The sequence below is a fragment of the Streptomyces sp. NPDC086549 genome (assembly GCF_044746205.1).
Lineage (GTDB): Bacteria > Actinomycetota > Actinomycetes > Streptomycetales > Streptomycetaceae > Streptomyces.
In genome coordinates this window covers 223581-247664 of sequence record NZ_JBIVBS010000007.1, presented here as the reverse complement: position 1 = coordinate 247664, position 24084 = coordinate 223581, and the positions used below count along the sequence as shown (strand labels likewise).

The 24084-nt window shown below is 68.5% G+C and carries 19 protein-coding genes; 14 read left to right on the top strand and 5 right to left on the bottom strand.

Translation table 11 applies throughout. From position 1 onward, the window contains the following. Positions 1-5: 5 nt before the first annotated feature. Complete coding sequence (locus ACIPSA_RS23665; protein ID WP_402637958.1) at positions 6-593, bottom strand: single-stranded DNA-binding protein; 588 nt, start codon at positions 591-593, stop codon at positions 6-8. Between the two features lie 81 nt (positions 594-674). Beyond that, positions 675-965 carry a 30S ribosomal protein S6 gene (gene rpsF, locus ACIPSA_RS23660; RefSeq protein ID WP_003956532.1) on the bottom strand — a complete coding sequence of 97 codons (291 nt, stop codon included), beginning with the start codon at positions 963-965 and terminating at the stop codon, positions 675-677. A 275-nt stretch (positions 966-1240) separates the two neighbouring features. Between rpsF and ACIPSA_RS23655 the strand changes: the two genes are divergently transcribed. From ACIPSA_RS23655 to ACIPSA_RS23645, 3 genes are all read left to right on the top strand, one after another. Then, the gene (locus tag ACIPSA_RS23655) at positions 1241-1558 is read left to right on the top strand and encodes a hypothetical protein (RefSeq protein WP_402637957.1); all 318 of its coding nucleotides are present in this window, start codon (positions 1241-1243) and stop codon (positions 1556-1558) included. A gap of 179 nt (positions 1559-1737) precedes the next feature. After that, positions 1738-2859 carry a peptidoglycan bridge formation glycyltransferase FemX gene (gene femX / locus ACIPSA_RS23650; RefSeq protein ID WP_402637956.1) on the top strand — a complete coding sequence of 374 codons (1122 nt, stop codon included), beginning with the start codon at positions 1738-1740 and terminating at the stop codon, positions 2857-2859. An 83-nt stretch (positions 2860-2942) separates the two neighbouring features. Next, complete coding sequence (locus tag ACIPSA_RS23645; protein WP_402637955.1) at positions 2943-3974, top strand: alanine racemase; 1032 nt, start codon at positions 2943-2945, stop codon at positions 3972-3974. Positions 3975-4077: 103 nt separating this feature from the next. Here the strand turns inward: ACIPSA_RS23645 and ACIPSA_RS23640 are convergent, their stop codons facing one another. Further along, positions 4078-5586 carry a glycosyltransferase family 87 protein gene (locus ACIPSA_RS23640; protein ID WP_402637954.1) on the bottom strand — a complete coding sequence of 503 codons (1509 nt, stop codon included), beginning with the start codon at positions 5584-5586 and terminating at the stop codon, positions 4078-4080. A 130-nt stretch (positions 5587-5716) separates the two neighbouring features. Continuing rightward, entirely contained in the window at positions 5717-8356 is a 2640-nt protein-coding gene (locus ACIPSA_RS23635) for a transglycosylase domain-containing protein (protein WP_402637953.1), read from the bottom strand. A 353-nt stretch (positions 8357-8709) separates the two neighbouring features. Here ACIPSA_RS23635 and ACIPSA_RS23630 point away from each other — a divergent pair, with 353 nt between their 5' ends. The 4 genes from ACIPSA_RS23630 to ACIPSA_RS23615 all read left to right on the top strand — a co-directional run bounded on the left by ACIPSA_RS23630 (position 8710) and on the right by ACIPSA_RS23615 (position 12491). Continuing rightward, positions 8710-9393 (top strand): PadR family transcriptional regulator, encoded by a 684-nt coding sequence (locus tag ACIPSA_RS23630; RefSeq protein WP_402637952.1) that lies wholly within the window; start codon positions 8710-8712, stop codon positions 9391-9393. Between the two features lie 44 nt (positions 9394-9437). Beyond that, a complete protein-coding gene (locus ACIPSA_RS23625; RefSeq protein WP_402637951.1) occupies positions 9438-10520 on the top strand; it encodes an inositol-3-phosphate synthase in 1083 nt (360 codons plus the stop codon). Positions 10521-10622: 102 nt separating this feature from the next. After that, positions 10623-11885, top strand: a complete 1263-nt coding sequence (locus tag ACIPSA_RS23620; protein ID WP_402637950.1) for an MFS transporter — start codon at positions 10623-10625, stop codon at positions 11883-11885. A 135-nt stretch (positions 11886-12020) separates the two neighbouring features. Further along, positions 12021-12491, top strand: coding sequence for a hypothetical protein (locus ACIPSA_RS23615; protein WP_402637949.1), 471 nt, complete (start codon positions 12021-12023; stop codon positions 12489-12491). A 100-nt stretch (positions 12492-12591) separates the two neighbouring features. On the opposite strand, the gene ACIPSA_RS23610 is transcribed toward ACIPSA_RS23615, so the two are convergent. Beyond that, positions 12592-14034 carry a CCA tRNA nucleotidyltransferase gene (locus ACIPSA_RS23610; RefSeq protein WP_402637948.1) on the bottom strand — a complete coding sequence of 481 codons (1443 nt, stop codon included), beginning with the start codon at positions 14032-14034 and terminating at the stop codon, positions 12592-12594. Between the two features lie 256 nt (positions 14035-14290). Between ACIPSA_RS23610 and ACIPSA_RS23605 the strand changes: the two genes are divergently transcribed. The 7 genes from ACIPSA_RS23605 to trxA all read left to right on the top strand — a co-directional run bounded on the left by ACIPSA_RS23605 (position 14291) and on the right by trxA (position 24083). Further along, on the top strand, positions 14291-16678 hold the full coding sequence (locus ACIPSA_RS23605) for a DUF6049 family protein (protein WP_402637947.1): 2388 nt from the start codon (positions 14291-14293) through the stop codon (positions 16676-16678). Between the two features lie 45 nt (positions 16679-16723). Further along, the gene (gene murJ, locus ACIPSA_RS23600; protein ID WP_402637946.1) at positions 16724-19060 is read left to right on the top strand and encodes a murein biosynthesis integral membrane protein MurJ; all 2337 of its coding nucleotides are present in this window, start codon (positions 16724-16726) and stop codon (positions 19058-19060) included. A gap of 118 nt (positions 19061-19178) precedes the next feature. Beyond that, positions 19179-20906, top strand: coding sequence for a protein kinase family protein (locus ACIPSA_RS23595; RefSeq protein WP_402637945.1), 1728 nt, complete (start codon positions 19179-19181; stop codon positions 20904-20906). A gap of 26 nt (positions 20907-20932) precedes the next feature. Continuing rightward, a complete protein-coding gene (gene sigM / locus ACIPSA_RS23590; RefSeq protein ID WP_402637944.1) occupies positions 20933-21658 on the top strand; it encodes an RNA polymerase sigma factor SigM in 726 nt (241 codons plus the stop codon). Further along, a complete protein-coding gene (locus ACIPSA_RS23585) occupies positions 21655-22569 on the top strand; it encodes an anti-sigma factor family protein (RefSeq protein ID WP_402637943.1) in 915 nt (304 codons plus the stop codon). The genes sigM and ACIPSA_RS23585 overlap by 4 nt, the downstream gene beginning before the upstream one ends. A 169-nt stretch (positions 22570-22738) precedes the next feature. Continuing rightward, positions 22739-23707 carry a thioredoxin-disulfide reductase gene (gene trxB / locus ACIPSA_RS23580; protein ID WP_402637942.1) on the top strand — a complete coding sequence of 323 codons (969 nt, stop codon included), beginning with the start codon at positions 22739-22741 and terminating at the stop codon, positions 23705-23707. Positions 23708-23750: 43 nt separating this feature from the next. Next, positions 23751-24083, top strand: a complete 333-nt coding sequence (gene trxA / locus ACIPSA_RS23575) for a thioredoxin (protein ID WP_402637941.1) — start codon at positions 23751-23753, stop codon at positions 24081-24083. Position 24084: the final 1 nt, after the last annotated feature.

The window sequence follows — 24084 nt, the reverse complement described above, 5'->3', positions numbered from 1 at the left end:
AAGACCTAGAAGGGGGGCTCGTCCGAGTAGCCGCCACCGCCGCCGCCGGAGTTTCCACCCCAGCCGCCGCCACCGCCCTGGTTGCCACCGGCGGGAGCGCCGGTCGCCCACGGGTCGTCGGCAGGAGCGCCGCCCTGCTGGCCGCCACCGGGGCCTCCGCCCCAGCCGCCGCCACCCTGGCCGCCACCGCCACCGCCGCCGTAACCACCCTGGCCACCGCGAGCGCCACCGGCGGTCTTGGTGACCTTGGCCGTGGCATTGCGCAGGCTGGCGCCGACTTCCTCGACGTCCAGCTCGTAGACCGTGCGCTTGACGCCCTCGCGGTCCTCGTAGGACCGCTGCTTCAGCCGGCCCTGCACGATGACGCGCATGCCTCGCTGGAGCGACTCGGCGACGTTCTCCGCCGCCTGACGCCAGACAGAGCAGGTGAGGAAGAGGCTTTCGCCGTCCTTCCACTCGTTCGTCTGACGGTCGAAGGTGCGGGGAGTGGACGCGACACGGAACTTCGCGACCGCCGCACCGGACGGGGTGAAGCGCAGCTCGGGGTCGTCGACAAGATTGCCGACGACCGTGATGACGGTCTCGCCTGCCATGGGGGAACCTCTCGGCGGGTTTGCTGCTCTGGCTGCTTGGTTGCTGCTACTCGAATCCCGGGATCAGCTGAGCTGGAGAGCTCAGTGGGTCTCGGGGCGGAGGACCTTGGTCCGGAGGACCGACTCGTTCAGGTTCATCTGGCGGTCGAGCTCCTTGACGACCGCAGGCTCGGCCTGCAGGTCGATGACCGAGTAGATGCCCTCGGGCTTCTTCTTGATCTCGTACGCGAGACGACGACGGCCCCAGGTGTCGACCTTCTCCACCTTGCCGTTGCCCTCACGGACGACGGAGAGGAAGTTCTCGATCAGGGGGGCGACAGCGCGCTCCTCCAGATCGGGGTCGAGGATGACCATCACCTCGTAGTGACGCATGTGGAACCCACCTCCTTTGGACTCAGCGGCCACGGTCGTTCCGTGGCAGGAGGGTTGTGATGCGTACGCAACAGTGTCTGTCAGTAAATCAGCCGCCACTGACAATCGGGGCTCCCGTCGGGAGTCCCTGCCATGGCCTGGGCAGACACCGGTGCAGACGGTACAGAGTACCCGCACACCTGCTTCCGGTTGAAATCCGGCCGTAGGGACCGTCAATCTGTACACGTCGGGTGTGTATGGCGCTACGATGCGCCGCCTTCCGCAGGAGGTGCCCCATGGCACAGCAGGCATTGCGACCCAACACCGCCGGATCGTTCCTCGCGACGGACGGCAGGTCCCATCCCCTCCAGGACGCGCTGACCGTGGTGACCCTGGTTCTGGGGGTGACGTCCTTCATCACGGCGATGTTCCACAACCTCCACCTGATCAGCTCCTGGGCGGGCCTGGTGGGGATCTTCACCGGCGCCTACGGGCAGTGGATCTCGGAGACCACCCGTGAGCGCCTCGGCCTGATCCTGGGTCTCGGTGCCTCGGCGGTCGGTTTCTACCTCGGAATGGCGCACGGCGGCCTGTTCGGCGGGATCGGCGGATGACCGTCCGGACACCGTCCCTCGAACATCCGTAGAACACCGCTGGCCACCTCGGTGCACGACAGGCCGGGGCGATGGACCCGTACGCCCAGTCGGGGCGCCCGCAAGGCGCAGTAGGCTTCGGCGCGAGAGCCGGAGCCCCTGTACCCATGGGGACACACCAGCCCGAGGAGCGCCCCGACATGAGCCTGACCCTGAGGACCATCAGCCGCGAGCAGCATCTGGCATACATCCAGAGCCTGCCAGCGGCGAGCCACATGCAGGTCCCGGCCTGGGCCGACGTCAAGGCGGAGTGGCGCTCCGAGAACCTCGGCTGGTTCGACGGCCGCACCGGCGAGATGGTCGGCGCCGGCCTGGTCCTCTACCGCCAGCTGCCCAAGATCAAGCGGTACCTCGCCTACCTTCCCGAGGGCCCGGTCATCAACTGGTTCGCGCCGAATCTGGACGACTGGATCCAGCCGATGCTGGCGCACCTCAAGCAGCAGGGCGCCTTCTCGGTGAAGATGGGCCCGCCGGTGATCATCCGGCGCTGGGAGGCCAACTCCATCAAGCAGGGCATCCAGGACCCGGACGTGAAGCGCCTGCGTGACATCGAGGCCGACTTCATCGAGCCGCGCGCCTTCGAAGTCGCCGACAAGCTTCGCCGTATGGGCTGGCAGCAGGGCGAGGACGGCGGCGCCGGCTTCGGCGACGTGCAGCCCCGTTACGTCTACCAGGTGCCGCTCGCGAACCGTTCCCTGGAAGAGGTCCACAAGAACTTCAACCAGCTGTGGCGCCGCAACATCAAGAAGGCCGAGAAGGCCGGCGTCGAGGTCGTCCAGGGCGGCTACCAGGACCTCGCCGAGTGGCAGCGGCTGTACGAGATCACGGCCGTGCGCGACCACTTCCGGCCCCGCCCGCTGTCGTACTTCCAGCGCATGTGGACGGCCCTCAACACCGAGGACCCCAACCGCATGCGGCTGTACTTCGCCCGGCACAACGGAGTGAACCTTTCGGCGGCGACGATGCTGATCGTCGGCGGGCACGTCTGGTACTCCTACGGCGCCTCCGACAACATCGGCCGTGAGGTCCGGCCCTCGAACGCGATGCAGTGGCGGATGCTGCGCGACGCCTACGCACTCGGCGCCACGGTCTACGACCTGCGCGGCATCTCCGACTCGCTGGACGAGACCGATCACCTCTTCGGCCTGATCCAGTTCAAGGTGGGCACCGGCGGGCAGGCCGCCGAGTACCTCGGCGAATGGGACTTCCCGCTGAACAAGCTGCTCCACAAGGCTCTCGACATCTACATGTCGCGTCGCTGACGTCACGTTCGGTGCTTCCATAGCTCTGAATACACCGCAGCCACCGACACACCGCAGCCACGAGAAAGGTTCCAGGTCCGGCCATGGCGCTCACGCTCTACGTCGACACCGCGCGCTGGCGTGCGCACCACAAGCACGTGCAGGATCAGTTCCCGGGCCTCGTCCCGGTCTGCAAGGGCAACGGCTACGGCTTCGGGCACGAACGCCTGGCCGAGGAGGCCACGCGGCTGGGCTCGGACATCCTCGCCGTCGGCACGACGTACGAGGCCGCACGGATCAAGGACTGGTTCGGCGGCGACCTGCTGGTGCTGACGCCGTACCGGCGCGGCGAGGAGCCCGTGCCGCTGCCCGACCGGGTCATCCGTTCGGTGTCGTCCATCGACGGCGTGTACGGCCTCGTCGGTGCCCGTGTCGTCATCGAGGTGATGTCCTCGATGAAGCGCCACGGCATCAGCGAGGCGGACCTGCCGCAGCTGCACTCCGCCACGGAGAACGTCCGGCTGGAGGGCTTCGCGATCCACCTGCCGCTGGACCGCACCGACGGCTCGGACGCCGTCGAGGAGGTCATCGGCTGGATGGACCGCCTGCGTGCGGCCCGCCTGCCGCTGCACACGATGTTCGTCAGCCACCTCAAGGCCGACGAACTCGCCCGGCTGCAGCAGCAGTTCCCGCAGACCCGCTTCCGCGCCCGCATCGGCACGCGGCTGTGGCTGGGGGACCACGATGCCACCGAGTACCGCGGCGCGGTCCTGGACGTCACGCGGGTCGCCAAGGGCGACCGCTTCGGCTACCGCCAGCAGAAGGCGGCCTCGGACGGCTTCCTGGTGGTCGTGGCGGGCGGTACGTCGCACGGGGTGGGCCTGGAGGCCCCGAAGGCGCTGCACGGCGTCATGCCGCGCGCCAAGGGCGTCGCACGGGCCGGCCTGGCCACGGTCAACCGGAACCTTTCTCCGTTCGTCTGGGGCGGCAAGCAGCGCTGGTTCGCGGAGCCGCCGCACATGCAGGTGTCGATCCTGTTCGTGCCGGCGGACGCGCCCGAGCCGCAGGTCGGTGAGGAGCTGGTGGCCCATCTGCGGCACACCACCACGCAGTTCGACCGGATCGTGGACCGCTGAGAAGCCTCCCGACAGCCGAAAGGCCGTACACGGTCCTCCCGTGTACGGCCTTTTCCGTGCGGTGCCCACGCCCTGTGGCCTGGCCCGCGCCACTCCTGTTCGCTCAGAGCGAACCCTCTGTGGAGGACGTCGGCCCCTGGCCGCCCCACTCCACCTGAGGAGCGTCGAAGTGCGCGGCATGCCGCGGGCGGCGGGCCGCAGCGCCGAATACGACGACGTCCTCCGCGCCGTCGAGCACCCCGCCCGAAGGGTCGTCGTCGCCCGACCGGCGCACCACGTCCCGCTCCGGCATGAGGATGTCCCGTACGACCATGGCGCACAGGTACAGGGTGCCCAGCAGGTGCAACGCGATCGCCCAGTGGTAGCCCTGGGTCGGCAGCCCCTTGTGGGCTTCTCCGCTGGTCGTGTACGCCAGGTACATCCAGATCCCCAGGAAGTACGCCACCTCGCACGCCTGCCAGATCAGGAAGTCCCGCCACTTCGGCCGGGCCAGCGCGGCCAGCGGAACCAGCCACAGCACGTACTGCGGCGAGTAGACCTTGTTGGTCAGGATGAAGGCCGCCACGATCAGGAAGGCGAGCTGGGCGAAGCGCGGGCGGCGCGGAGCGGTGAAGGTGAGCACCGCGATACCCGCGCAGCACAGCAGCATCAGCAGTGCGGCGAGCGTGTTGACCGTGTCGGTGGTGGGCGGGTTGGTCGAGTTCTGCGCCCAGATCAGCCAGAACGAGCCGAAGTCCACGCCCCGCTCCTGACTGAACGTGTAGAACTTCGACCAGCCCTCGAAGGCGAACATCATCACCGGCAGGTTCACGGCGAGCCAGGCGACCGCCGCACCGCCCAAAGCCTTGCCGAAGTCCCGCCACTTGCCCGCGCGCCAGCACAGCAACAGCAGGGGGCCGAGCAGCAGGACGGGATAGAGCTTGGCGGCCGTGGCAAGGCCCAGCAGGGCGCCGAACGCGAGGGAGCGGCCCCGGGACCACATCAGCATCGCCGCGGCCGTCAGAGCGACCGCCAGCAGGTCCCAGTTGATGGTGGCCGTCAGCGCGAAGGCGGGCGCCAGAGCGACCAGGAGGCCGTCCCAGGGGCGCCGGGCGTGCGTGCGGCTCACGCAGACGGCGATGACGGCGGCGCACACCATCAGCATTCCGGCGTTGACGAACCAGTACACCTGCTCCTGGTGCTGGAGGCTGCCGCTGCCGGGCGTGAGCCAGGCGGCCACCTCCATGAACACACCGGTCAGCACCGGGTACTCGAGGTACTCCATGTCGCCCTGGAGCTTGTCGAAGTACGGCACCAGCCCGTCGGCGAAGCCGCGCCCCTGGTAGAGGTGCGGGACGTCCGAGTAGCACGCGTGCGTGTACTGGGAGCTGGCACCGAAGAACCAGGCGCTGTTGTAGCAGGGCGCCTTCTGGACCAGACCTAGGGCGAACATGCCGATCGCCACGAGCACGACCACCCTTACGGGCGTCCACCAGGACGTCCCCAGCAGGGCGCGCCGTCCGATGGGGCCGCCGATCAGCTCACTGCCGGCCGCGGCGACCTCGTCCTCCCTGGTCGGCCGTACCGGCTCCGGCTCGTGCACGCTCGTGGGCGTCGTTTCTGCACTGGGCATGGGGCACATCCTGCCGTACGTGTCTAGGAATAAGCCGAGGGCCGCCACACCTCGTGGGGTGTGGCGGCCCGTGTTTCACGTGAAACACACTTGGCGGGTGAAATGACCACCAACCGGTCGGAATCCTCGGCTAGCCGGTCTGGCCTCCGAAGATGTTGTTGCCTCCGTTGCCGTTGCCTCTGGTGGTACCGCTGGTATCAGTGGGCGTGGGACTGGTGGTCACGCCCCCGTCGGTCGTACCGCCGTCCTGGCCTCCGGTGGTGTCGCACTTCCAGTTCAGGTTGTTACAGGTATCACTCGGGGTCGGCGACGGAGAGGTGACCGTCTCGCTGGGCGAGGCGCTGGGCGTCTCGCTCGGCGTCTCGCTCGGCGTGATGACGGCCGACGGGGTGGGAGAGGGAGCACCCGCCTCGTCCGCGATCTTGCCGATGTCCTCGGCGGGCGGGAAGGGGCTGTCGGACTTGCCCTTCAGCGCGGCCTTCATGTACTCGGTCCACACCAGCGTCGGAATGTCACCACCGTGGATGGACTCCACGCCGGCCGTGCCGTTCATGGAGAGCAGCTCGTGGTCCTTCGGGTTCTCCCGGAACATCGCGACCGACGTCGACAGCTGCGGGGTGTAGCCGACGAACCAGGCCGACTTGTTGCTGTCGGTGGTACCGGTCTTGCCGGCCGCCGTACGGCCCAGGGCCTTGGCGTTCTGGCCCGTGCCGTTCTGGATGACGTTCTCGAGCGTGTCCGTGACGTTGTTCGCCACGTCGGACGGGATCGCCTGCGTGCGCTTCGGCTTGGCGAAGCCGGGCACGTCCTGACCGTCCTTCTTGACTCCGGTGACCGAGTACGGGTCCGCCTGCTTGCCGGAGGCGGCGAAGGTCGCGTAAGCGTCGGCCATGCGGATCGCGCTGGGGGTCGAGGTACCGATGGCGAACGACGGGTTGAGGTCGACCGACATGGTGTTGGGCAGGATGCCGGCCGCCTTGGCGACGTCACGCACGTGCGTCATTCCCACGTCCACGCCGAGCTGCACGAACGGCGTGTTGATGGACTGCTCCATCGCCTTGCGCAGGGTGATGTAGCCCCAGGCGTGGTCGCTCTCGTTGCGCTGCCGGAAGATCGACTGGTCCTTGTTGAGGAAGTAGCTGCCGTCCGGCCTTCTGACCTTGAGATTGTCGTCGCCGTTGTACTTGGCCAGCGGCGACAGACCCTCTGGATTGGTCTCGTACGTGCCGTACTTCATGGCCGCCGCGAGCACGAACGGCTTCCACGTCGAACCGACGGGGACACCCTGGGTGTCGGCGTTGTTGGTGAAGTGGTTGTTCTCGTAGCCCGCGCCACCGTAGAGCGCGACGATCGCGCCGTCGTTGGGCACCACCGAGGCCGCACCGAACTGGACGTACTTGTCCTTCTCGCGGGTCTTCGGGTCGAGGCGCTGCTTCTGGATCTTCTTCACCGCGGCGGTCAGGGCTTCGACGTTCTTCTTGTCGAACGTCGTGTAGATCTGGTAGCCGCCCCGGTCGAACTGCGTCTCGCTGATGTCGGAGTGGGCCAGCACGTACTTCTTGGCAGTGTCGGCCAGGTAGCTGATCTGGCCGGTCATGCCCTTGGTCGCCTTGCGGCCCTGAGGCTTCGGGTACGCCTTGATGGCTGTCTGGTACTCCTGGTCGGTGATGCGCTTGTCCTTGTGCATCTCGCCGAGGATCCAGGACCAGCGCTCCTCGGAACGCTTCCGGTTGGCCCCAGGTGACGCGGCCTTGTCGATGTCCTGGTTACCGGCCGGGTCGTAGTATGTCGGCCCCTTGAGCAGCGCGGCGAGGAAGGCACACTGGCTCGGGCTGAGTTTGACCGCGTCCACGCCGAAGTAGGTCTGCGCGGCGGCCTGGATGCCGTAGGCGCCACGGCCGTAGTACGAGGTGTTCAGGTAGCCCTGCAGGATCTGCTGCTTGGTGAGCTTGGTGCCCACCTTTATGGAGATGAACATCTCCGTGAACTTCCGGGTGAGCGTCTGGTCCTGGCTCAGGTAGGTGTTCTTGACGTACTGCTGGGTGATCGTGGAACCACCCTGCGTCTGACCACCGCGGGCCATGTTGACCAGGGCGCGGGCGATACCCATGGGGTCGACGCCCGAGTCCTGGTAGAAGCTCTTGTTCTCCGCCGAGATCACCGCCCACTGCATGGCCTCGGGGATCTGGTCGATGGTGACGTTCTGCCGGTTGACGCCCGTGCCGGTGGCGACCATCCGCTCGCCGTTGGCCCAGTAGTAGACATTGTTCTGGGACTTGGCCGCGTCGTTCTCGCTGGGGATGGAGACCATCGCGTAGCCGACGCCGACCATGGCCACGAGGCTGCCCACGAAGCCGATGAACAGCCCGGTGACAAGCTTCCAGGAGGGCACCCAGCGGTGCCACCCGTCCTTGTCATAGCGCGGGTAGTCGATGAACCGCTTCTTCGCCGGCGCGGTCGCACGGCCTCTGCCGCGCCCGGGACCGGTGGACCCGCCCGGACCGCCTCGTCGGCCGCCGGGACCCTCGTCGGCCGCCCTGCGGCGGCCTCCTGTGCTTCTCTGCGCCGCCCGACGAGCCTCGGTACGGCTGCCGTAGGGGCGCTCTTCACCCCCCGAGCCATAGGAGTCCGACCCGTAGGAGTCGGAAGGCGACCCGGTGGTGCCTCGCGGTGCCGCACGGCTGCCAGGGGACGAGCCGGACTGGCCGCGTCGGCCCGCGGCACGTCCGCCTCCCTGCGGCTGCGGCGGTTTGCGACGGTGCTCGCTCATCGAACGATTACTCCTCGGGCAGGCGCACCCTTGCGCGCCTGGAAACGGCGGCTGGTTTCCGGTCCCCCCGAAGTACGGATGCGGTCGTTTCAGCATTCACCCGTACTGCACCGAGGGCGATGACGTCCCCAAGCGTCACTTGGTTCCCGGTGGTGTGCATGCCGCACAGACTACGCACCGCCAAAACCTTCCTAGCTCCGAAGTTCGTACCAAATCGGGCAACTCGCCTCCGACGAATCGGTGATGTGATCCCGTTCACCGTCCCCCCTCTTGTCGCATGCGGAACGCCGTTCTATCGTCGTGATGTATCGAGTCGATACATCAGCGCGAGATAAGGACGAGAGGAGGCGACGATGAGCCGACGTTCCGGCATCCTCGAGTTCGCCGTACTCGGCCTGCTCCGCGAGTCTCCGATGCACGGCTATGAGCTGCGCAAACGCCTCAACACGTCACTGGGTGTATTCCGTGCGTTCAGCTACGGGACGCTCTACCCCTGCCTCAAGACGCTGGTCGCCAACGGCTTGTTGATCGAGGAACCGGGCAGCACCCACGAGGACGCCCTGGCCGCTCCCCTCGCCGGACGCCGCGCCAAGATCGTCTACCGATTGACGGCAGAAGGTAAGGAGCACTTCGAGGAACTTCTCTCGCAGACCGGCCCCGACGCGTACGAGGACGAGCACTTCGCCGCCCGGTTCGCCTTCTTCGGGCAGACGTCACGCGACGTGCGCATGCGCGTACTGGAGGGCCGCCGCAGCCGGCTGGAGGAGCGCCTGGAGAAGATGCGCGCCTCGCTGGTGCGTACGCGGGAGCGACTCGACGACTACACGCTTGAGCTCCAGCGCCACGGAATGGAGTCCGTGGAGCGCGAAGTGCGCTGGCTGAACGAGCTCATCGAGAGCGAGCGGGCCGGACGGGACCTGAAGGGTTCCGCCTCAGGGGGGTCCGCTCAGCAGAACACCACAACTGGAGCGACGGGCGGCCTGCCCCGTGCCGGGGACGCCCCCGGCACGGATACGCCCGGCGACACCGCCACGTGAGAGCCCACGCAGGGCCTCACTCGTACACACAGGGAGCAACCCAAATGGGTTCGGTTCGCGTAGCCATCGTCGGCGTGGGTAACTGTGCCGCGTCGCTGGTGCAGGGCGTCGAGTACTACAAGGACGCCGACCCGGCGTCCAAGGTGCCGGGCCTGATGCACGTGCAGTTCGGCGACTACCACGTCGGTGACGTCGAGTTCGTCGCCGCCTTCGACGTGGACGCCAAGAAGGTCGGCCTCGACCTCGCGGACGCGATCGGTGCCTCCGAGAACAACACCATCAAGATCACCGACGTTCCGAACACCGGCGTCACGGTCCAGCGCGGCCACACCCTCGACGGCCTCGGCAAGTACTACCGCCTCACCATCGAGGAGTCCGCCGAGGAGCCGGTCGACGTCGTCCAGGTCCTGAAGGACAAGCAGGTCGACGTGCTCGTCTGCTACCTGCCCGTCGGTTCCGAGGACGCGGCGAAGTTCTACGCCCAGTGCGCCATCGACGCCAAGGTCGCCTTCGTCAACGCCCTTCCGGTCTTCATCGCCGGCACCAAGGAGTGGGCGGACAAGTTCACCGAGGCGGGCGTCCCGATCGTCGGTGACGACATCAAGTCCCAGGTCGGCGCCACCATCACGCACCGCGTCATGGCTAAGCTGTTCGAGGACCGTGGTGTGCGCCTGGAGCGCACGATGCAGCTGAACGTCGGCGGCAACATGGACTTCAAGAACATGCTCGAGCGTGACCGCCTGGAGTCCAAGAAGATCTCCAAGACGCAGGCCGTCACCTCCCAGATCCCCGACCGGGACCTCGGCGAGAAGAACGTCCACATCGGCCCGTCCGACTACGTCGCCTGGCTGGACGACCGCAAGTGGGCGTACGTCCGCCTCGAGGGCCGCGCCTTCGGCGATGTCCCGCTGAACCTGGAGTACAAGCTCGAGGTCTGGGACTCCCCGAACTCCGCCGGCATCATCATCGACGCCCTGCGCGCCGCGAAGATCGCGAAGGACCGCGGCATCGGCGGCCCGATCCTGTCGGCGTCCTCCTACTTCATGAAGTCCCCGCCGGTCCAGTACTTCGACGACGAGGCCCGCGAGAACGTCGAGAAGTTCATCCGCGGCGACGTCGAGCGCTGAGGCCGACGCCTTCCGCTCGCACGAGAACGCTCCTGCCAGGGCTGAGAGGGTCCCCGGGTTTCCACGACCCGGGGACCCTCCCCGTGTGTGAGGCTGTGCCCCATGCCCGTCGTTCGCGACCTGCGCGTCCTGCTCCGCTTCCGGGACTTCCGCCGCCTGCTCGCCGTACGCCTGCTCTCCCAGGGGGCCGACGGTGTCTATCAGGTCGCGCTCGCCACGTACGTCGTCTTCTCCCCGGAGAAGCAGACCTCGGCCGCCTCGATCGCCTCGGCGATGGCCGTGCTGCTGCTCCCGTACTCGCTGGTCGGCCCCTTCGCGGGCGTCCTGCTGGACCGCTGGCGGCGTCGGCAGGTCCTCGTGTACGGCAACCTGCTGCGTGCCCTGCTGGCGGCGGCCACCGCCGTCCTGATGGTCAGCCAGGTGCCGGACTGGCTGTTCTACGTCTCCGCGCTGTGCGTCACCGCCGTCAACCGTTTCGTCCTCTCCGGCCTCTCCGCCTCCCTGCCGCGCGTGGTCGACACCGAACGCCTGGTGATGGCCAACTCCCTCTCCCCGACCGCCGGAACACTCGCCGCGACCGCGGGCGGCGGCCTCGCCTTCGTCGTACGGCTGGTGGTGTCGGACTCCGACGCCGCGGTGGTGCTGCTCGGCGCCGTGATGTACCTGTGCTCGGCCCTCACATCGCTGACGATGGCGCCTGAACTGCTGGGTCCCGACAGGGACTCGACGCAGCCACGACTGGGGACCGCATTCGTCGGCACCGCGCGGGACCTGTGGGCGGCCGTACGGCATCTCGCCGAACCCCAGCGCCGGGAAGCCGTCTGGGCGCTGCTCTCTATGACGCTGATGCGCTTCTGCTACGGCGCGCTGCTGGTCATGGTGCTGATGCTCTGCCGGTACGCCCTCTCCACGACCCCGGAGGAAGGACTGCGCCTGCTGGGGCTGGCGTTGGGGGTGTCCGGGATCGGCTTCTTCACTGCGGCCGTGGTGACCCCCTGGGCGGCCGGCCGGCTCGGACCGGGCCGCTGGATCGCCGTGTGCGCCGGGGCGGCCGCGCTCCTGGAACCCGCCCTCGGTCTGCCCTTCGCCACCGGCCCCATGCTGGTCGCGGCCTTCGTCCTGGGGCTCATCACGCAGGGCGCGAAGATCGCCACGGACACGATCGTTCAGTCCTGCGTCGACGACGGTTTCCGGGGCCGGATCTTCTCCGTGTACGACGTCCTGTTCAACGTCGCCTTCGTCGGCGCCGCGGGGGCGGCCGCACTGATGCTCCCACCGGACGGACGCTCGACGGTCCTGGTGGTCACGGTCGCCGTTATCTACGGAGCAGTTGCTGTCGCTATGGCCCGCTTTGAACGCCGGTAAGTGTCACATCAAAGACACAGAGCCCCTCTGGGTTTCAGGGTTGTCAGTGGGAACCGCTAACTTACGTGCGTCTTATATCGCGCCATGCGCAGCCACGTTTGCCATGCGCACCCACGTTCTAGGGGGGACCCCAAAGTGACGACTCCGCCGCCCCAGGGCCAGGCTCCGTACCCGCCGCAGGACGGCGTGCCGCAGCAGGGCCAGGCCCCGTACCCGCCGCAGCCCGGCGCGCCGTACGCTGCGGTGCCCCCGCAGCCCAAGCGCAAGATGAGCTTCCGGATGATCCGGTTCATCATCGTCATCCTGATCGCAATCGGTGGCGCCATCTACGGCTTCATATCGAGCCAGGACGACGCCAACACCGCCAAGGTCGGCGACTGCATGCACCGCGGCAGCACCAACGACACCGACCCGGACCTCGAGGTCGTCGACTGCAAGTCGACGAAGGCCCAGTACGTGGTACTGGCCAAGGTCAAGGGCGAGTACAAGACCGAGGCCACGGCCTCGGCCAAGTGCGAGGCCGCGGCCAAGGACTTCCAGTACACCTACACCGAGACCGGTGACGGCAGTGACTTCCTGCTCTGCCTGAAGGACTACAAGAAGTAAGGCAGACGTGCCGAGGGGCGGTGTTTCACGTGAAACACCGCCCCTCGGCACATCCGGGCGGCGGCATGTTTCACGTGAAACATGCCGCCGCTTCACATACTCAGCCTTGCTCGGCCCACCACTCCTTGAGCGCCGCCACCGCCGCGTCATGCTCCATCGGCCCGTGCTCCAGACGGAGTTCCAGCATGTGCTTGTAGGCGCGACCGATGACGGGTCCAGGACCGATGCCCAGAAGTTCCATGATCTGGTTGCCGTCGAGGTCCGGGCGGATCGAGTCCAGCTCCTCCTGCTCCTGGAGCTGAGCGATGCGCTCCTCCAGGCCGTCATACGCCCGGGACAGCGCGGCGGCCCTGCGCTTGTTCCGGGTGGTGCAGTCGGAGCGGGTCAGCTTGTGGAGACTGTCGAGGAGCGGTCCCCCGTCACGGACGTAGCGGCGGACCGCGGAGTCCGTCCACTCACCGGTGCCGTAGCCGTGAAATCGCAGGTGCAGTTCGACCAGACGTGAGACGTCCTTCACCAGCTCGTTGGAGTACTTGAGGGCCGTCATGCGCTTCTTGGTCATCTTCGCCCCGACCACCTCGTGGTGATGGAACGAGACCCGGCCGTCGTTCTCGAAACGGCGTGTGCGCGGCTTGCCGATGTCGTGCAGCAGAGCGGCCAGGCGGAGGGTCAGGTCAGGGCCGGCCTCCTCCAGGGCGATCGCCTGTTCCAGGACGATCAGCGTGTGCTCGTACACGTCCTTGTGCCGGTGGTGCTCGTCACGCTCCAGGCGCAGCGCGGGCAGCTCGGGCAGGACATAGTCGGCCAGGCCGGTGTCCACCAGGAGCGTGAGGCCCTTGCGCGGGTTCGCGGAAAGGATCAGCTTGTTCAGCTCGTCCCGGATCCGCTCCGCCGAGACGATCTCCAGGCGCCCGCCCATCTCCTTCATCGCTCCGACGACCTCGGGGGCGACCTCGAAGTCCAGCTGGGCGGCGAAGCGCGCCGCGCGCATCATCCGCAGCGGGTCGTCCGAGAAGGAGTCCTCCGGCGCGCCCGGAGTGCGCAGCACCCGTGCCGCCAGGGCCTCACGGCCGCCGTACGGGTCGATGAATTCCTTCTCCGGCAGCGCCACGGCCATCGCGTTCACCGTGAAGTCACGCCGGACGAGGTCCTCCTCGATGGAGTCGCCGTACGACACCTCGGGCTTGCGCGAGGTGCGGTCGTACGCCTCCGACCGGTAGGTGGTCACCTCGACCTGGTAGCCGTCCTTCTGCGCCCCCACCGTGCCGAAGGCGATCCCGACCTCCCACACGGCGTCCGCCCAGGGCCGCACGATCTTCAGTACGTCCTCGGGTCGGGCGTCAGTGGTGAAGTCCAGGTCGTTCCCGAGCCGGCCGAGCAGCGCGTCCCGGACCGAGCCGCCGACCAGGGCGAGCGAGAACCCGGCCTCCTGGAAACGGCGGGCGAGGTCGTCGGCGACGGGAGCCACCCGCAGCAGCTCGCTCACCGCGCGCTGCTGCACCTGGCTCAGGGCAGTGGGAGTGTCTTCGTTGGCGTTCGGCACAACAAAAGAGGGTACGTGGCCCGGACGACCGGGAGCGCCTCCATTAAATGCGCACGAACACATCCCCCATACCCGCGCAGGCACCGCTCCGGAGACTTATATCCTTTTTCCGCTCACTGCCGACAATAGGGGACAGGTGGCTCCGGTCTTCCGATCTTGCGGAGCAGACCGTGGCACTTCCCCTCAGCGCACATCGTTACCATGCGGGGACGCACATTCCGACGACCACTGACGACGACGAGGGACGGGCGAGCGCGTGGCCGAGGCGGCAGACTTCCAGGGGATGAGTTCCTCACCTGCCCGTCGGTGGCTGCGGCGCACCGGGGCACTGCTCGCCGGGGCGCCTCTGCTGGCCGGTCTGCTCCAGCTGCCCTCGGCGACCCCCGCGGAGGCCGCCTCCTCGGACGCGGTGTCCGTCTCCCTGGACTCCCTCAGCCCCAGTGTCCCCCTGGACGGGGACACCCTGACCGTCTCCGGCACGGTGACGAACAACGGCAAGCAGGCGGTCACCGACGCCCACGTGGGGCTGCGTGTGGGACCTCTGCTGACCACCCGCTCGGCCATCGACACCGTCGCCGAGCGGTCCGACGACCTCCAGGCGTCCGTGGGCTCCGAGGTCGGAGGCGACTACGTCGAGAAGTTCCCCAAGCTCTCTCCGGGCGTCGCCCAGCACTTCAGCGTCTCCGTGCCGGTCGACAAGCTCGACCTCGGCCGGGACGGCGTCTACGAATTCGGCGTCGCGCTCTCCGGCCAGACCACCGCGCAGCCGTGGGAGCAGGTGCTGGGCATCCAGCGGACGTTCCTGCCGTGGCAGCCGGACGAGGCCGACACCAAGACGAAGACGACATATCTCTGGCCGCTGATCTCCACCGTCCACATGACGGCCAAGACGGGCGCCGGTGAGCAGCAGACCCCGGTCTTCCTCAACGACGACCTCGCCGAGGACATCTCGCCGGGCGGCCGCCTGGCCCAGATGCTGGCCATGGGCAAGGACCTCGACGTCACCTGGGTGATCGACCCCGACCTGCTGGCCTCCGTGGACGCGATGACGCGCAGCTACCGGATCCAGGGCCATGACGGCACCACCACGGCCGGCACTCACCAGGCGGTCGCCAAGCAGTGGCTCGCCGACCTGCAGAAGGCCGTGACGGACAGGGAGGTCGTCGCGCTGCCCTTCGCGGACCCGGACCTGGCCTCCCTCGCCCACAACGGCACGAGCGTCACCGGCTCGCTGAGCCACCTCAAGGACGCCACGGACGTCGTCACGAACACGGTGGAGCCGATCCTCCATGTGAAGCCGACCACGGACTTCGCCTGGCCCGTGAACGGCGCCGTCGACCCGTCGATCATCAAGGTCGCCACCTCCGCGGGCGCCGACATGGTGATCGCCCGCAGCGACAGCCTCCAGGAGACCGGCGGCCTGACCTACACGCCCTCGGCGGCCCGCCCGATCGGCGGGGGTACGACGGCGGTGGTCGCGGACGCGAGGCTGTCCACGGCGTTCCAGGGCGACCTGACGAAGGCGGACTCGGCCACGCTCGCCGTCCAGGAGTTCCTGGCCCAGAGCCTGGCGCTGAACGTCCAGACGGCCAAGCAGCGGAACATCGTCGTCGCGCCGCAGCGCATGCCCTCCTCGAGCCAGGCCCAGGCGATGGCCCAGTCGATCACGGCTCTCCAGGGAGGAAACTGGGACGAGTCCCAGGAGCTCATGTCAGCCGCCAAGGCCAAGCCCGACCCGGACGCCACGACGAGGATCCCGTCGACGTCCGCCTACCCCTCCTGGCTGCGCAAGCAGGAAATGCCCCGGGGCGCCTTCGGGCAGATCGCGCGGACACAGGACAAGCTCGACAACTTCCAGGTGATCCTGACCGACGAGTCCCGGGTGGCGACCCCCTTCGGGCGGGCCACGAACCGTGGGATGTCCACGTCGTGGCGTGGCCGGGCAGGTGAGGCGAACAGCTTCCGTCAGGGCGTGGAGGCCTGGCTCGACGAGCTCACCGACCAGGTCAAGCTGATCGACAAGTCCGAGACGAAGCTCTCCGGCCGCAGCGCCACCATCCCGGTGACCGTGCAGAACAACCTTGTGCAGGGCGTCGACCACCTGGTCCTGCGTCTCACCTCGAGCAATCCCACCCGCCTCAAGATCGGCGGCAAGGCCTACTCGGAGCAGCGCGTCGCGGTCAACGGGGGCCACAGCCAGTCCGTGAAGTTCACCACGTCGGCCAACGCCAACGGCCCCGTTACGGTGTACGCCCAGCTGTACACCGAGGACGGCCAGGAGTACGGCGGCCAGGTCCAGTTCGACGTGAAGGTGACCGAGGTCACTCCCACCGTGATGCTGGTCATCGGCGGCGGTGTCCTGTTGCTCGTCCTCGCCGGCTTCCGGATGTACACGCAGCGCAAGCGTGCGGCCGCCAAGGAGGCCGCGGAGGACGGCCCCGAGGAGGCGGGCGAGGACGACCCCGAGGAGGCGGACGAGAACTCCGACGGCCCGGAGAACCCGGAAGGGCCCGGCGACCGTCTTCAGGAGGAGTCCGACGCCCGCTCCCGGGCAGACGACCCGGAGCAGCCGAGTGACCCGACACCGGACACCGCACCGGAAAACACCGACCCGTCCGGGACGGGTGAGAGAGTGGACCGTTGAGCGATGTCGTGGCCGGTGGGCCCGGGACGATGAGGTGGGGTAACCATGAACGCGCCGTACGACGGTGACCGCGGCCAGGCCGCGGCCGGCTCGGGCTACCCCGAGCCGGCTCCCGAGCCCGGCCAGGTGCCGCCGCAGCACGCGGCTGACATGTACCTCCAGGACGCCTACGACCAGGACCCCTACCGGGCGCACGACCTCTCCGCCCAGGACCCGGTCGCCGAGGCGCTCTACGACCGCGCCTCGCACCCCCCGCCCCCGCCCGGCACGTACCAGCCGCAGCAGCCGCTGTACGCCCAGCCGGCCCAGTCGCCGTACGCCCCAGACCCGCACGTGTGGGCCCAGACCCCGGCGCCGGAGCCGGAGGGGCCTGCGACGCAGTACCTGCCGTACGGCGACGACCCCCGTACGACCCAGTTCGTGGGTGTGGACGACCTGGTCACGAACTCCGGTGAGGAACAGCACGAGCCGGACGCCTTCGCACACCTCTTCCAGGACCAGCAGCAGGGCGGCGGACGCCCGCAGACGGGCGCGCCTGCCGTTCCCGGCCCGGCCGGCGCGCCGGTGACCGGGCAGGGGCCCCTGGGGCAGTACCAGGCGCACTCCCAGGCCGCCGGACCTGGCACGGCGGCCCCGTACCCGTCGGGTCCCTACCAGGCGGCCCCGCCCGCGGCCCAGGCTTCTTCCGCCCGGACGCGCGAGCCCGAGCCGGCCCCGGCCGCTCCCGCTCCCGCTCCCGCCGCGAAGAAGGGCGGCCGCGCCTCCGGCCTGCTGAAGTCCAGCGCCGTGATGGCGGCGGGCACGATGGTCTCCCGCCTCACCGGGTTCGTCCGCTCCGCCCTGATCGTTTCGGCGCTGGGCACGGCGTTGCTCGGTGACACGTTCCAGGTGGCGTACCAGCTGCCGACGATGATCTACATCCTCACGGTCGGCGGCGGCCTCAACTCCGTCTTCGTGCCCCAGCTCGTCCGCGCCATGAAGGAGGACGACGACGGAGGCGAGGCTTTCGCCAACCGGCTGCTGACGCTGGTCATGGTGGCCCTGGGCGTGCTCACCGCCCTCACCATGTTCGCGGCGCCGCTCCTGGTACGGATCCTGTCCACCAAGGTCGCGGACGACCACGCCGCCGGCGAGGTGGCCATCACCTTCACCCGGTACTTCCTGCCCTCCATCTTCTTCATGGGCATCCACGTGGTGATGGGTCAGATCCTCAACGCCCGCGGCAAGTTCGGCGCGATGATGTGGACCCCGGTCCTCAACAACATCGTCATCATCGTGACGCTCGGGATGTTCCTGTGGGTCTACGGCACTTCCGCGGACTCCCACATGAACGTCACGAACATCCCCCCGGAGGGCCAGCGCCTGCTCGGTGCCGGCGTGCTCCTCGGTCTCGTCGTCCAGGCGCTCGCGATGATCCCGTACCTGCGTGAGACCGGGTTCAAGCTGCGGCTGCGCTTCGACTGGAAGGGCCATGGCCTCGGCAAGGCGGCGATGCTCGCCAAGTGGACGATCCTGTTCGTCCTCGCCAACCAGGCCGGCGCCCTCGTGGTCACCCAGCTCGCCACCGCCGCGGTGACGGACACGAATATCCCCGGCACCGGCTTCAGCGCCTACGCCAACGCCCAGCTGATCTGGGGCCTGCCCCAGGCCATCATCACCGTCTCCCTGATGGCGGCCCTGCTGCCGCGCATCTCGCGCTCGGCCGCCGAGGGCGACGGCGGTGCCGTCCGTGACGACATCTCACAGGGCCTGCGGACGACGGCCGTGGCGATCGTGCCCATCGCGTTCGGCTTCCTGTCCCTCGGCATCCCGATGTGCACGCTGATCTTCGGCTCCTCGGGCACCTCGGCCGCCACGAACATGGGCTTCATGCTGATGGCCTTCGCCCTCGGCCTGATCCCGTACTCCGTGCAGTACGTCGTCCTGCGGGCCTTCTACGCGTACGAGGACACCCGGACGCCCTTCTACAACACGGTGATCGTCGCCGCGGTCAACGCGATCGCCTCCGCCCTCTGCTACATGCTGCTTCCGCCCCGCTGGGCCGTGGTCGGCATGGCCACCGCGTACGGCCTCGCCTACGCGATCGGCGTGGGCGTCGCCTGGAACCGGCTGCGCAAGAAGCTCGGCGGCGACCTGGACGGCGCCCGTGTCACCCGCACCTACGCGCGCCTGTGCATCGCATCGGTGCCCGCGGCGCTGCTCAGCGGCGCCGCCTGCTACGGGATCGGACACACCCTCGGCCAGGGCGTCATCGGCTCCTTCGCCGCGCTGGTGGTCGGCGGCGCCGTACTGCTCGGCATCTTCTACGTCGCGGCCCGCCGCATGCGTATCGAGGAACTCAACTCGCTCGTAGGTATGGTGCGCGGGCGTCTGGGGCGCTGAGTAGGGGGTACGCGCACAACCATCGTCTGCCGCCGCGTGTCGTGCATAGCGGCAGACTGTGGGCACAATTGGTTTCGGCGTCGGACAGCGTGCAACGGATGGGGAGGCAGGGACGACGGTGGCGGAACGGAGCACGGCTGCCGTCGACGTGGCAGACAACAGCGGTGACGAGCCGCTGACCGCCAAGGCGGACCAGTCCACGGCCGACGGGGTAACCAAGAACCCGGAGCGGGACACGGACAGCAACGAGGCACAGGGGAGCGGCGGAACAGGCGGTCCGGGTAAGGCCTCGCCTCCCGAACTGCACAGCGGTCACAAACTCGCCAGGCGTTACCGCCTGGAGGAGTGCGTCACCCGTCTGGACGGATTCAGCAGTTGGCGTGCGGTCGACGAGAAACTCCGTCGCGCCGTCGGCGTCCACATCCTGCCCGCGGACCACTCACGAGCCCGCTCGGTGCTGGCCGCGGCCCGCTCCTCCGCGCTGCTCGGCGATCCCCGATTCGTCCAAGTCCTGGACGCCGTCGAGGAGAACGACCTGGTCTATGTCGTGCACGAGTGGCTGCCCGACGCCACCGAGCTGGGCACCCTGCTCTCCTCGGGGCCGCTGGAGCCGCACGACGCCTATCAGATGGTCAGCCAGGTGGCCTCCGCCATGGCCGCCGCCCACCGCGAGGGCCTCGCCCATCTGCGGCTCAACCCGAACGCCGTGCTGCGCGCCTCCACCGGTCAGTGGCGCATCCGGGGGCTCGCCGTGAACGCCGCGCTGCGCGGCATCAGTTCCGACACCCCGCAGCGCACGGACACCGAGGCGATCGGTGCCCTGCTCTACGCGGCGCTGACCCAGCGGTGGCCCTACGAGAGCGATGCGTACGGCCTGTCCGGGCTGCCCAAGGACGTCGGCCTGATCGCACCCGACCAGGTGCGCGCCGGCGTCCACCGGGGCCTGTCCGAGCTCACCATGCGCGCGCTCGCCAACGACGGTGCCACCGCCTCCCGGCACGAGTCCGCCTGCACCACGCCGGAGGAGCTGGTGAAGGCGATCGGCGAGATGCCCCGTATCCGCCCGCCGGAGCCCGCGTTCACGGCGCCGCCCGAGTACCAGCGCACGACGTACCAGCAGGGCACGTACGGCCGCCCGGCACCGCACCCCGGCGCCACCCAGCCGATCACCACGCCTCCGCCCCCGCTGCAGAGCCGCACCGGCAAGGCCCTGAAGTGGGCGGTCTCCGCCCTGCTGATCGCCGCCCTGGGCCTGGGCAGCTGGCAGCTCGCGGACGCCCTGATGGGCCAGGACGGCAAGCCCGGGGACACTCCGAGCACACAGCCGACGGGCGACGGCGACAAGGGCAAGACGACCACCAAACCCGCCGCTCCGATAAAGATCCAGAACAGCCAGGAGTTCGTCACCGACGGCGGCAGCCAGCACCCCAACGACGTGAGCAAGACCTACGACGGCAGCACCTCGACCTACTGGAGGACGAGGACCTTCACCGCCGGTCCCGAGCTCGCGCCCTACAAGCCGGGCGTCGGCATCGTCTACGACCTCGGCTCCGTGAAGGAACTCTCCACGGCCAGCATCGGGCTTCGCTACCCTGGCGATCACACGACGGTCCAGCTGTACGCGGCCGACTCCCTGACGCCGGCGCCGTCGTCGCTGGGGTCGATGGAGAGGATCGGCAAGGTCACCACGACGGGCAACACCGCCACGGTGGAGCACGCCAAGACCGTGAAGACGCGGTACGTGCTCGTCTGGCTGACCGCCGTACCGAAATCGGGTCCTGACCCCGAGGCGTATGCCGACACCGGCTTCAAGCAGGCCATCACGGAAGTGAAGTTCACGGGCTGACGTCTCACCGGAGGCGGAGGGGGCAGATGGCGGAAGGCGCCGGATACGACGGAGTGAGCGACCAGGACCTGCTCGCCCGCCATGTGGAAGGCGACCCCGATGCCTTCGGTGAGATCGTGCGGAGGCATCGGGATCGGCTCTGGGCCGTGGCGGTGCGGACGCTGGGGGACCGCGAGGAGGCCGCTGACGCGGTCCAGGACGCTCTGGTGTCCGCGTACCGGGCCGCCCATACCTTCCGGGGCCAGTCGGCCGTCACAACGTGGCTCCACCGGATCACGGTGAACGCATGCCTGGACCGTGCCCGCAAGGCGGCCTCCCGGAAGACCGCTCCTGTCGACGACACCGAGCGCCTGGAGCAGCTGCTGGAACCACATGAGTCGGCCTCAGCTCCGGTCGAGCGGAACGACCTGCACCGCCAGCTCCTCGAAGCCCTCGGCACGCTTCCCCATGACCAGCGGGCGGCCCTCGTCCTGGTGGACATGCAGGGCTACCCCGTCGCGGAAGCGGCCCGCATCCTCGACGTCCCGACCGGAACAGTGAAAAGCCGCTGCGCTCGGGGTAGAGCCAAACTGCTGCCGCTGATCTCCCATCTCCGGCCGGAAAGCGCCGGTGGCGGGCCAGAGCCGGACCCGGCACGGAACCGGGGGCCGGGGACATCCGTCCCACCGGCAGCGGGACCTCAGGACGGAGGTCCACACACCACGGGGCCGAGCGATTCAGCTGCAGTGAAGGGCGGAGGTGGGCGAGCGTGACTTCCACGACGGACGCGACCGGGCACCCGGACGTCGCCGAGATCTCCGACCTCACCGAAGGCCTGCTTCCGCCCTCCCGGACGGCGGACGTACGGCGCCATCTGGACGAGTGCGAACTCTGCGCGGACGTCCATGCCTCGCTGGAGGAGATCCGGGGCCTGCTGGGCACGCCGGCGGGCCCGGTGCACATGCCTGCCGACGTAGTGGGCCGTATCGATGCCGCCCTCGCCGCCGAGGCCCTCCTGAATGCCACCACACCCAATTCCGTGAACACGCCGACCCAGATCTTCGCTTCCCCTGGACGGACCGACGAGGACACCGAGACACATGTTTCACGTGAAACATCGGTTCCGGTGAACCGACCCGCCGGACGTCCGCACGCGGCGACCGGCCCAGGCCGCAAGGATCGCGAGCGGGGCCGACGCCGCAGGGGGGTGGTCCTGGGAGCCGTCTTCACCGCCGCCCTCCTGGGGGCCGGGTCACTGTTCCTGCAGTCGCTCGGGAACGGTGGGTCCACCACCGCGGCACACGGCACCTTCTCCGGCAGCAGCCTCAAGAGCCAGGTGACAGACCTGCTGGCCGCAAAGCAGGGCATCCACCAGGGCACCGGGAAGCCGCGGCTGGGCATCGAGTCCCAGACGGACACACCTGGATCGACCCCGAGCGTGAGTACCCTCATCCAGACCCAGATCCCGGTGCCGGACTGCGTACGGCAGGGGATCAACAGCGTGGGCGACATCCTGGGCGCCAAGACAGGAACGTACGAGGGGAAGAACGCCTACCTCGTCGTCGTGCCCGTCGCCGGCGACATCACGCGAGTGACGGCGTACGTCGTCGACGCCTCCTGCGTGGGCCGGCAGGATGCTGCTCCGGGCAAGGTCCTCCTGAAGCAGTCTTTCGCACGTCACTGAGTGATCGTTCTTCGACTCGAACCACCGCGGTGATTCCCTACCGTGTGGCATCCCGTGTGCCCTGACACACCGGGAATGCGGGACCCTTAGGATCCGTTGGGTGGGGTGAGAGCTCCGAGAGGGGCTCCCACCGGTCGAATGACACAGACCAGAGACGAGGAATCAAGCCGTGAGCGACGTCCGTAACGTGATCATCATCGGCTCCGGGCCCGCCGGGTACACGGCGGCGCTCTACACCGCGCGCGCGTCGCTGAAGCCCCTGGTGTTCGAGGGCGCCGTCACCGCCGGCGGTGCGCTGATGAACACCACCGAGGTGGAGAACTTCCCCGGCTTCCGCGATGGGATCATGGGCCCCGAGCTCATGGACAACATGCGCGCCCAGGCCGAGCGCTTCGGCGCCGAGCTGATCCCGGACGACATCGTCTCCGTCGACCTGACGGGTGAGATCAAGACCGTCACGGACACCGCGGGCACGGTCCACCAGGCCAAGGCCGTGATCGTCACCACGGGCTCGCAGCACCGCAAGCTGGGCCTGCCCAACGAGGACGCCCTCTCCGGCCGCGGGGTCTCCTGGTGCGCCACCTGTGACGGGTTCTTCTTCAAGGACCAGGACATCGCCGTGATCGGTGGCGGTGACACCGCGATGGAGGAGGCCACCTTCCTCTCCCGGTTCGCCAAGTCCGTGACGATCGTCCACCGCCGGGACAGCCTCCGCGCCTCCAAGGCGATGCAGGAGCGTGCCTTCGCGGACCCGAAGGTCAAGTTCGTCTGGGACAGCGAGATCGCCGAGGTCCAGGGCGAGCAGAAGCTGTCTGGCCTCAAGCTGCGCAACGTCAAGACCAGTGAGCTCTCGGACCTGCCGGTGACGGGTCTGTTCATCGCGATCGGCCACGACCCGCGCACCGAGCTGTTCAAGGGCCAGCTCGACCTGGACGAGGAGGGCTACCTGAAGGTCGCCGCGCCCTCCACCCGTACCAACCTCACCGGTGTCTTCGCCGCCGGTGACGTGGTCGACCACACCTACCGCCAGGCGATCACCGCGGCCGGCACCGGCTGCTCCGCCGCTCTCGACGCCGAGCGTTTCCTCTCCGCCCTCGCGGACGAAGAGAAGGCCGAGCACGAGAAGACCTCCGTCTGATTCCCCTTCCGCCTCACAGCACGATCAAGTTAAGGAGCCATCCGTGGCCGGCACCCTGAAGAACGTGACCGACGACTCCTTCGAGCAGGATGTCCTCAAGAGCGACAAGCCCGTCCTGGTGGACTTCTGGGCCGCCTGGTGCGGTCCCTGCCGCCAGATCGCGCCGTCCCTTGAGGCGATCGCCGCCGAGCACGGCGACAAGATCGAGATCGTCAAGCTCAACATCGACGAGAACCCGAGTACGGCCGCCAAGTACGGCGTCATGTCCATCCCGACGCTGAACGTCTACCAGAACGGCGAGGTCGCCAAGACGATCGTCGGCGCCAAGCCGAAGGCCGCGATCGTCCGCGACCTTGAGGACTTCATCGCCGAGTAGC

Excerpts from the sequence above, each read along its gene's own strand:
- ACIPSA_RS23640 (WP_402637954.1), bottom strand. The coding sequence starts at position 5,586 with ATGCCCAGTGCAGAAACGACGCCCACGAGCGTGCACGAGCCGGAGCCG.
- ACIPSA_RS23625 (WP_402637951.1), top strand. The coding sequence starts at position 9,438 with ATGGGTTCGGTTCGCGTAGCCATCGTCGGCGTGGGTAACTGTGCCGCG.
- ACIPSA_RS23645 (WP_402637955.1), top strand. The coding sequence starts at position 2,943 with ATGGCGCTCACGCTCTACGTCGACACCGCGCGCTGGCGTGCGCACCAC.
- ACIPSA_RS23655 (WP_402637957.1), top strand. The coding sequence starts at position 1,241 with ATGGCACAGCAGGCATTGCGACCCAACACCGCCGGATCGTTCCTCGCG.
- sigM (WP_402637944.1), top strand. The coding sequence starts at position 20,933 with ATGGCGGAAGGCGCCGGATACGACGGAGTGAGCGACCAGGACCTGCTC.
- ACIPSA_RS23635 (WP_402637953.1), bottom strand. The coding sequence starts at position 8,356 with ATGAGCGAGCACCGTCGCAAACCGCCGCAGCCGCAGGGAGGCGGACGT.
- ACIPSA_RS23630 (WP_402637952.1), top strand. The coding sequence starts at position 8,710 with ATGAGCCGACGTTCCGGCATCCTCGAGTTCGCCGTACTCGGCCTGCTC.
- murJ (WP_402637946.1), top strand. The coding sequence starts at position 16,724 with ATGAACGCGCCGTACGACGGTGACCGCGGCCAGGCCGCGGCCGGCTCG.
- ACIPSA_RS23620 (WP_402637950.1), top strand. The coding sequence starts at position 10,623 with ATGCCCGTCGTTCGCGACCTGCGCGTCCTGCTCCGCTTCCGGGACTTC.
- ACIPSA_RS23665 (WP_402637958.1), bottom strand. The coding sequence starts at position 593 with ATGGCAGGCGAGACCGTCATCACGGTCGTCGGCAATCTTGTCGACGAC.
- rpsF (WP_003956532.1), bottom strand. The coding sequence starts at position 965 with ATGCGTCACTACGAGGTGATGGTCATCCTCGACCCCGATCTGGAGGAG.
- femX (WP_402637956.1), top strand. The coding sequence starts at position 1,738 with ATGAGCCTGACCCTGAGGACCATCAGCCGCGAGCAGCATCTGGCATAC.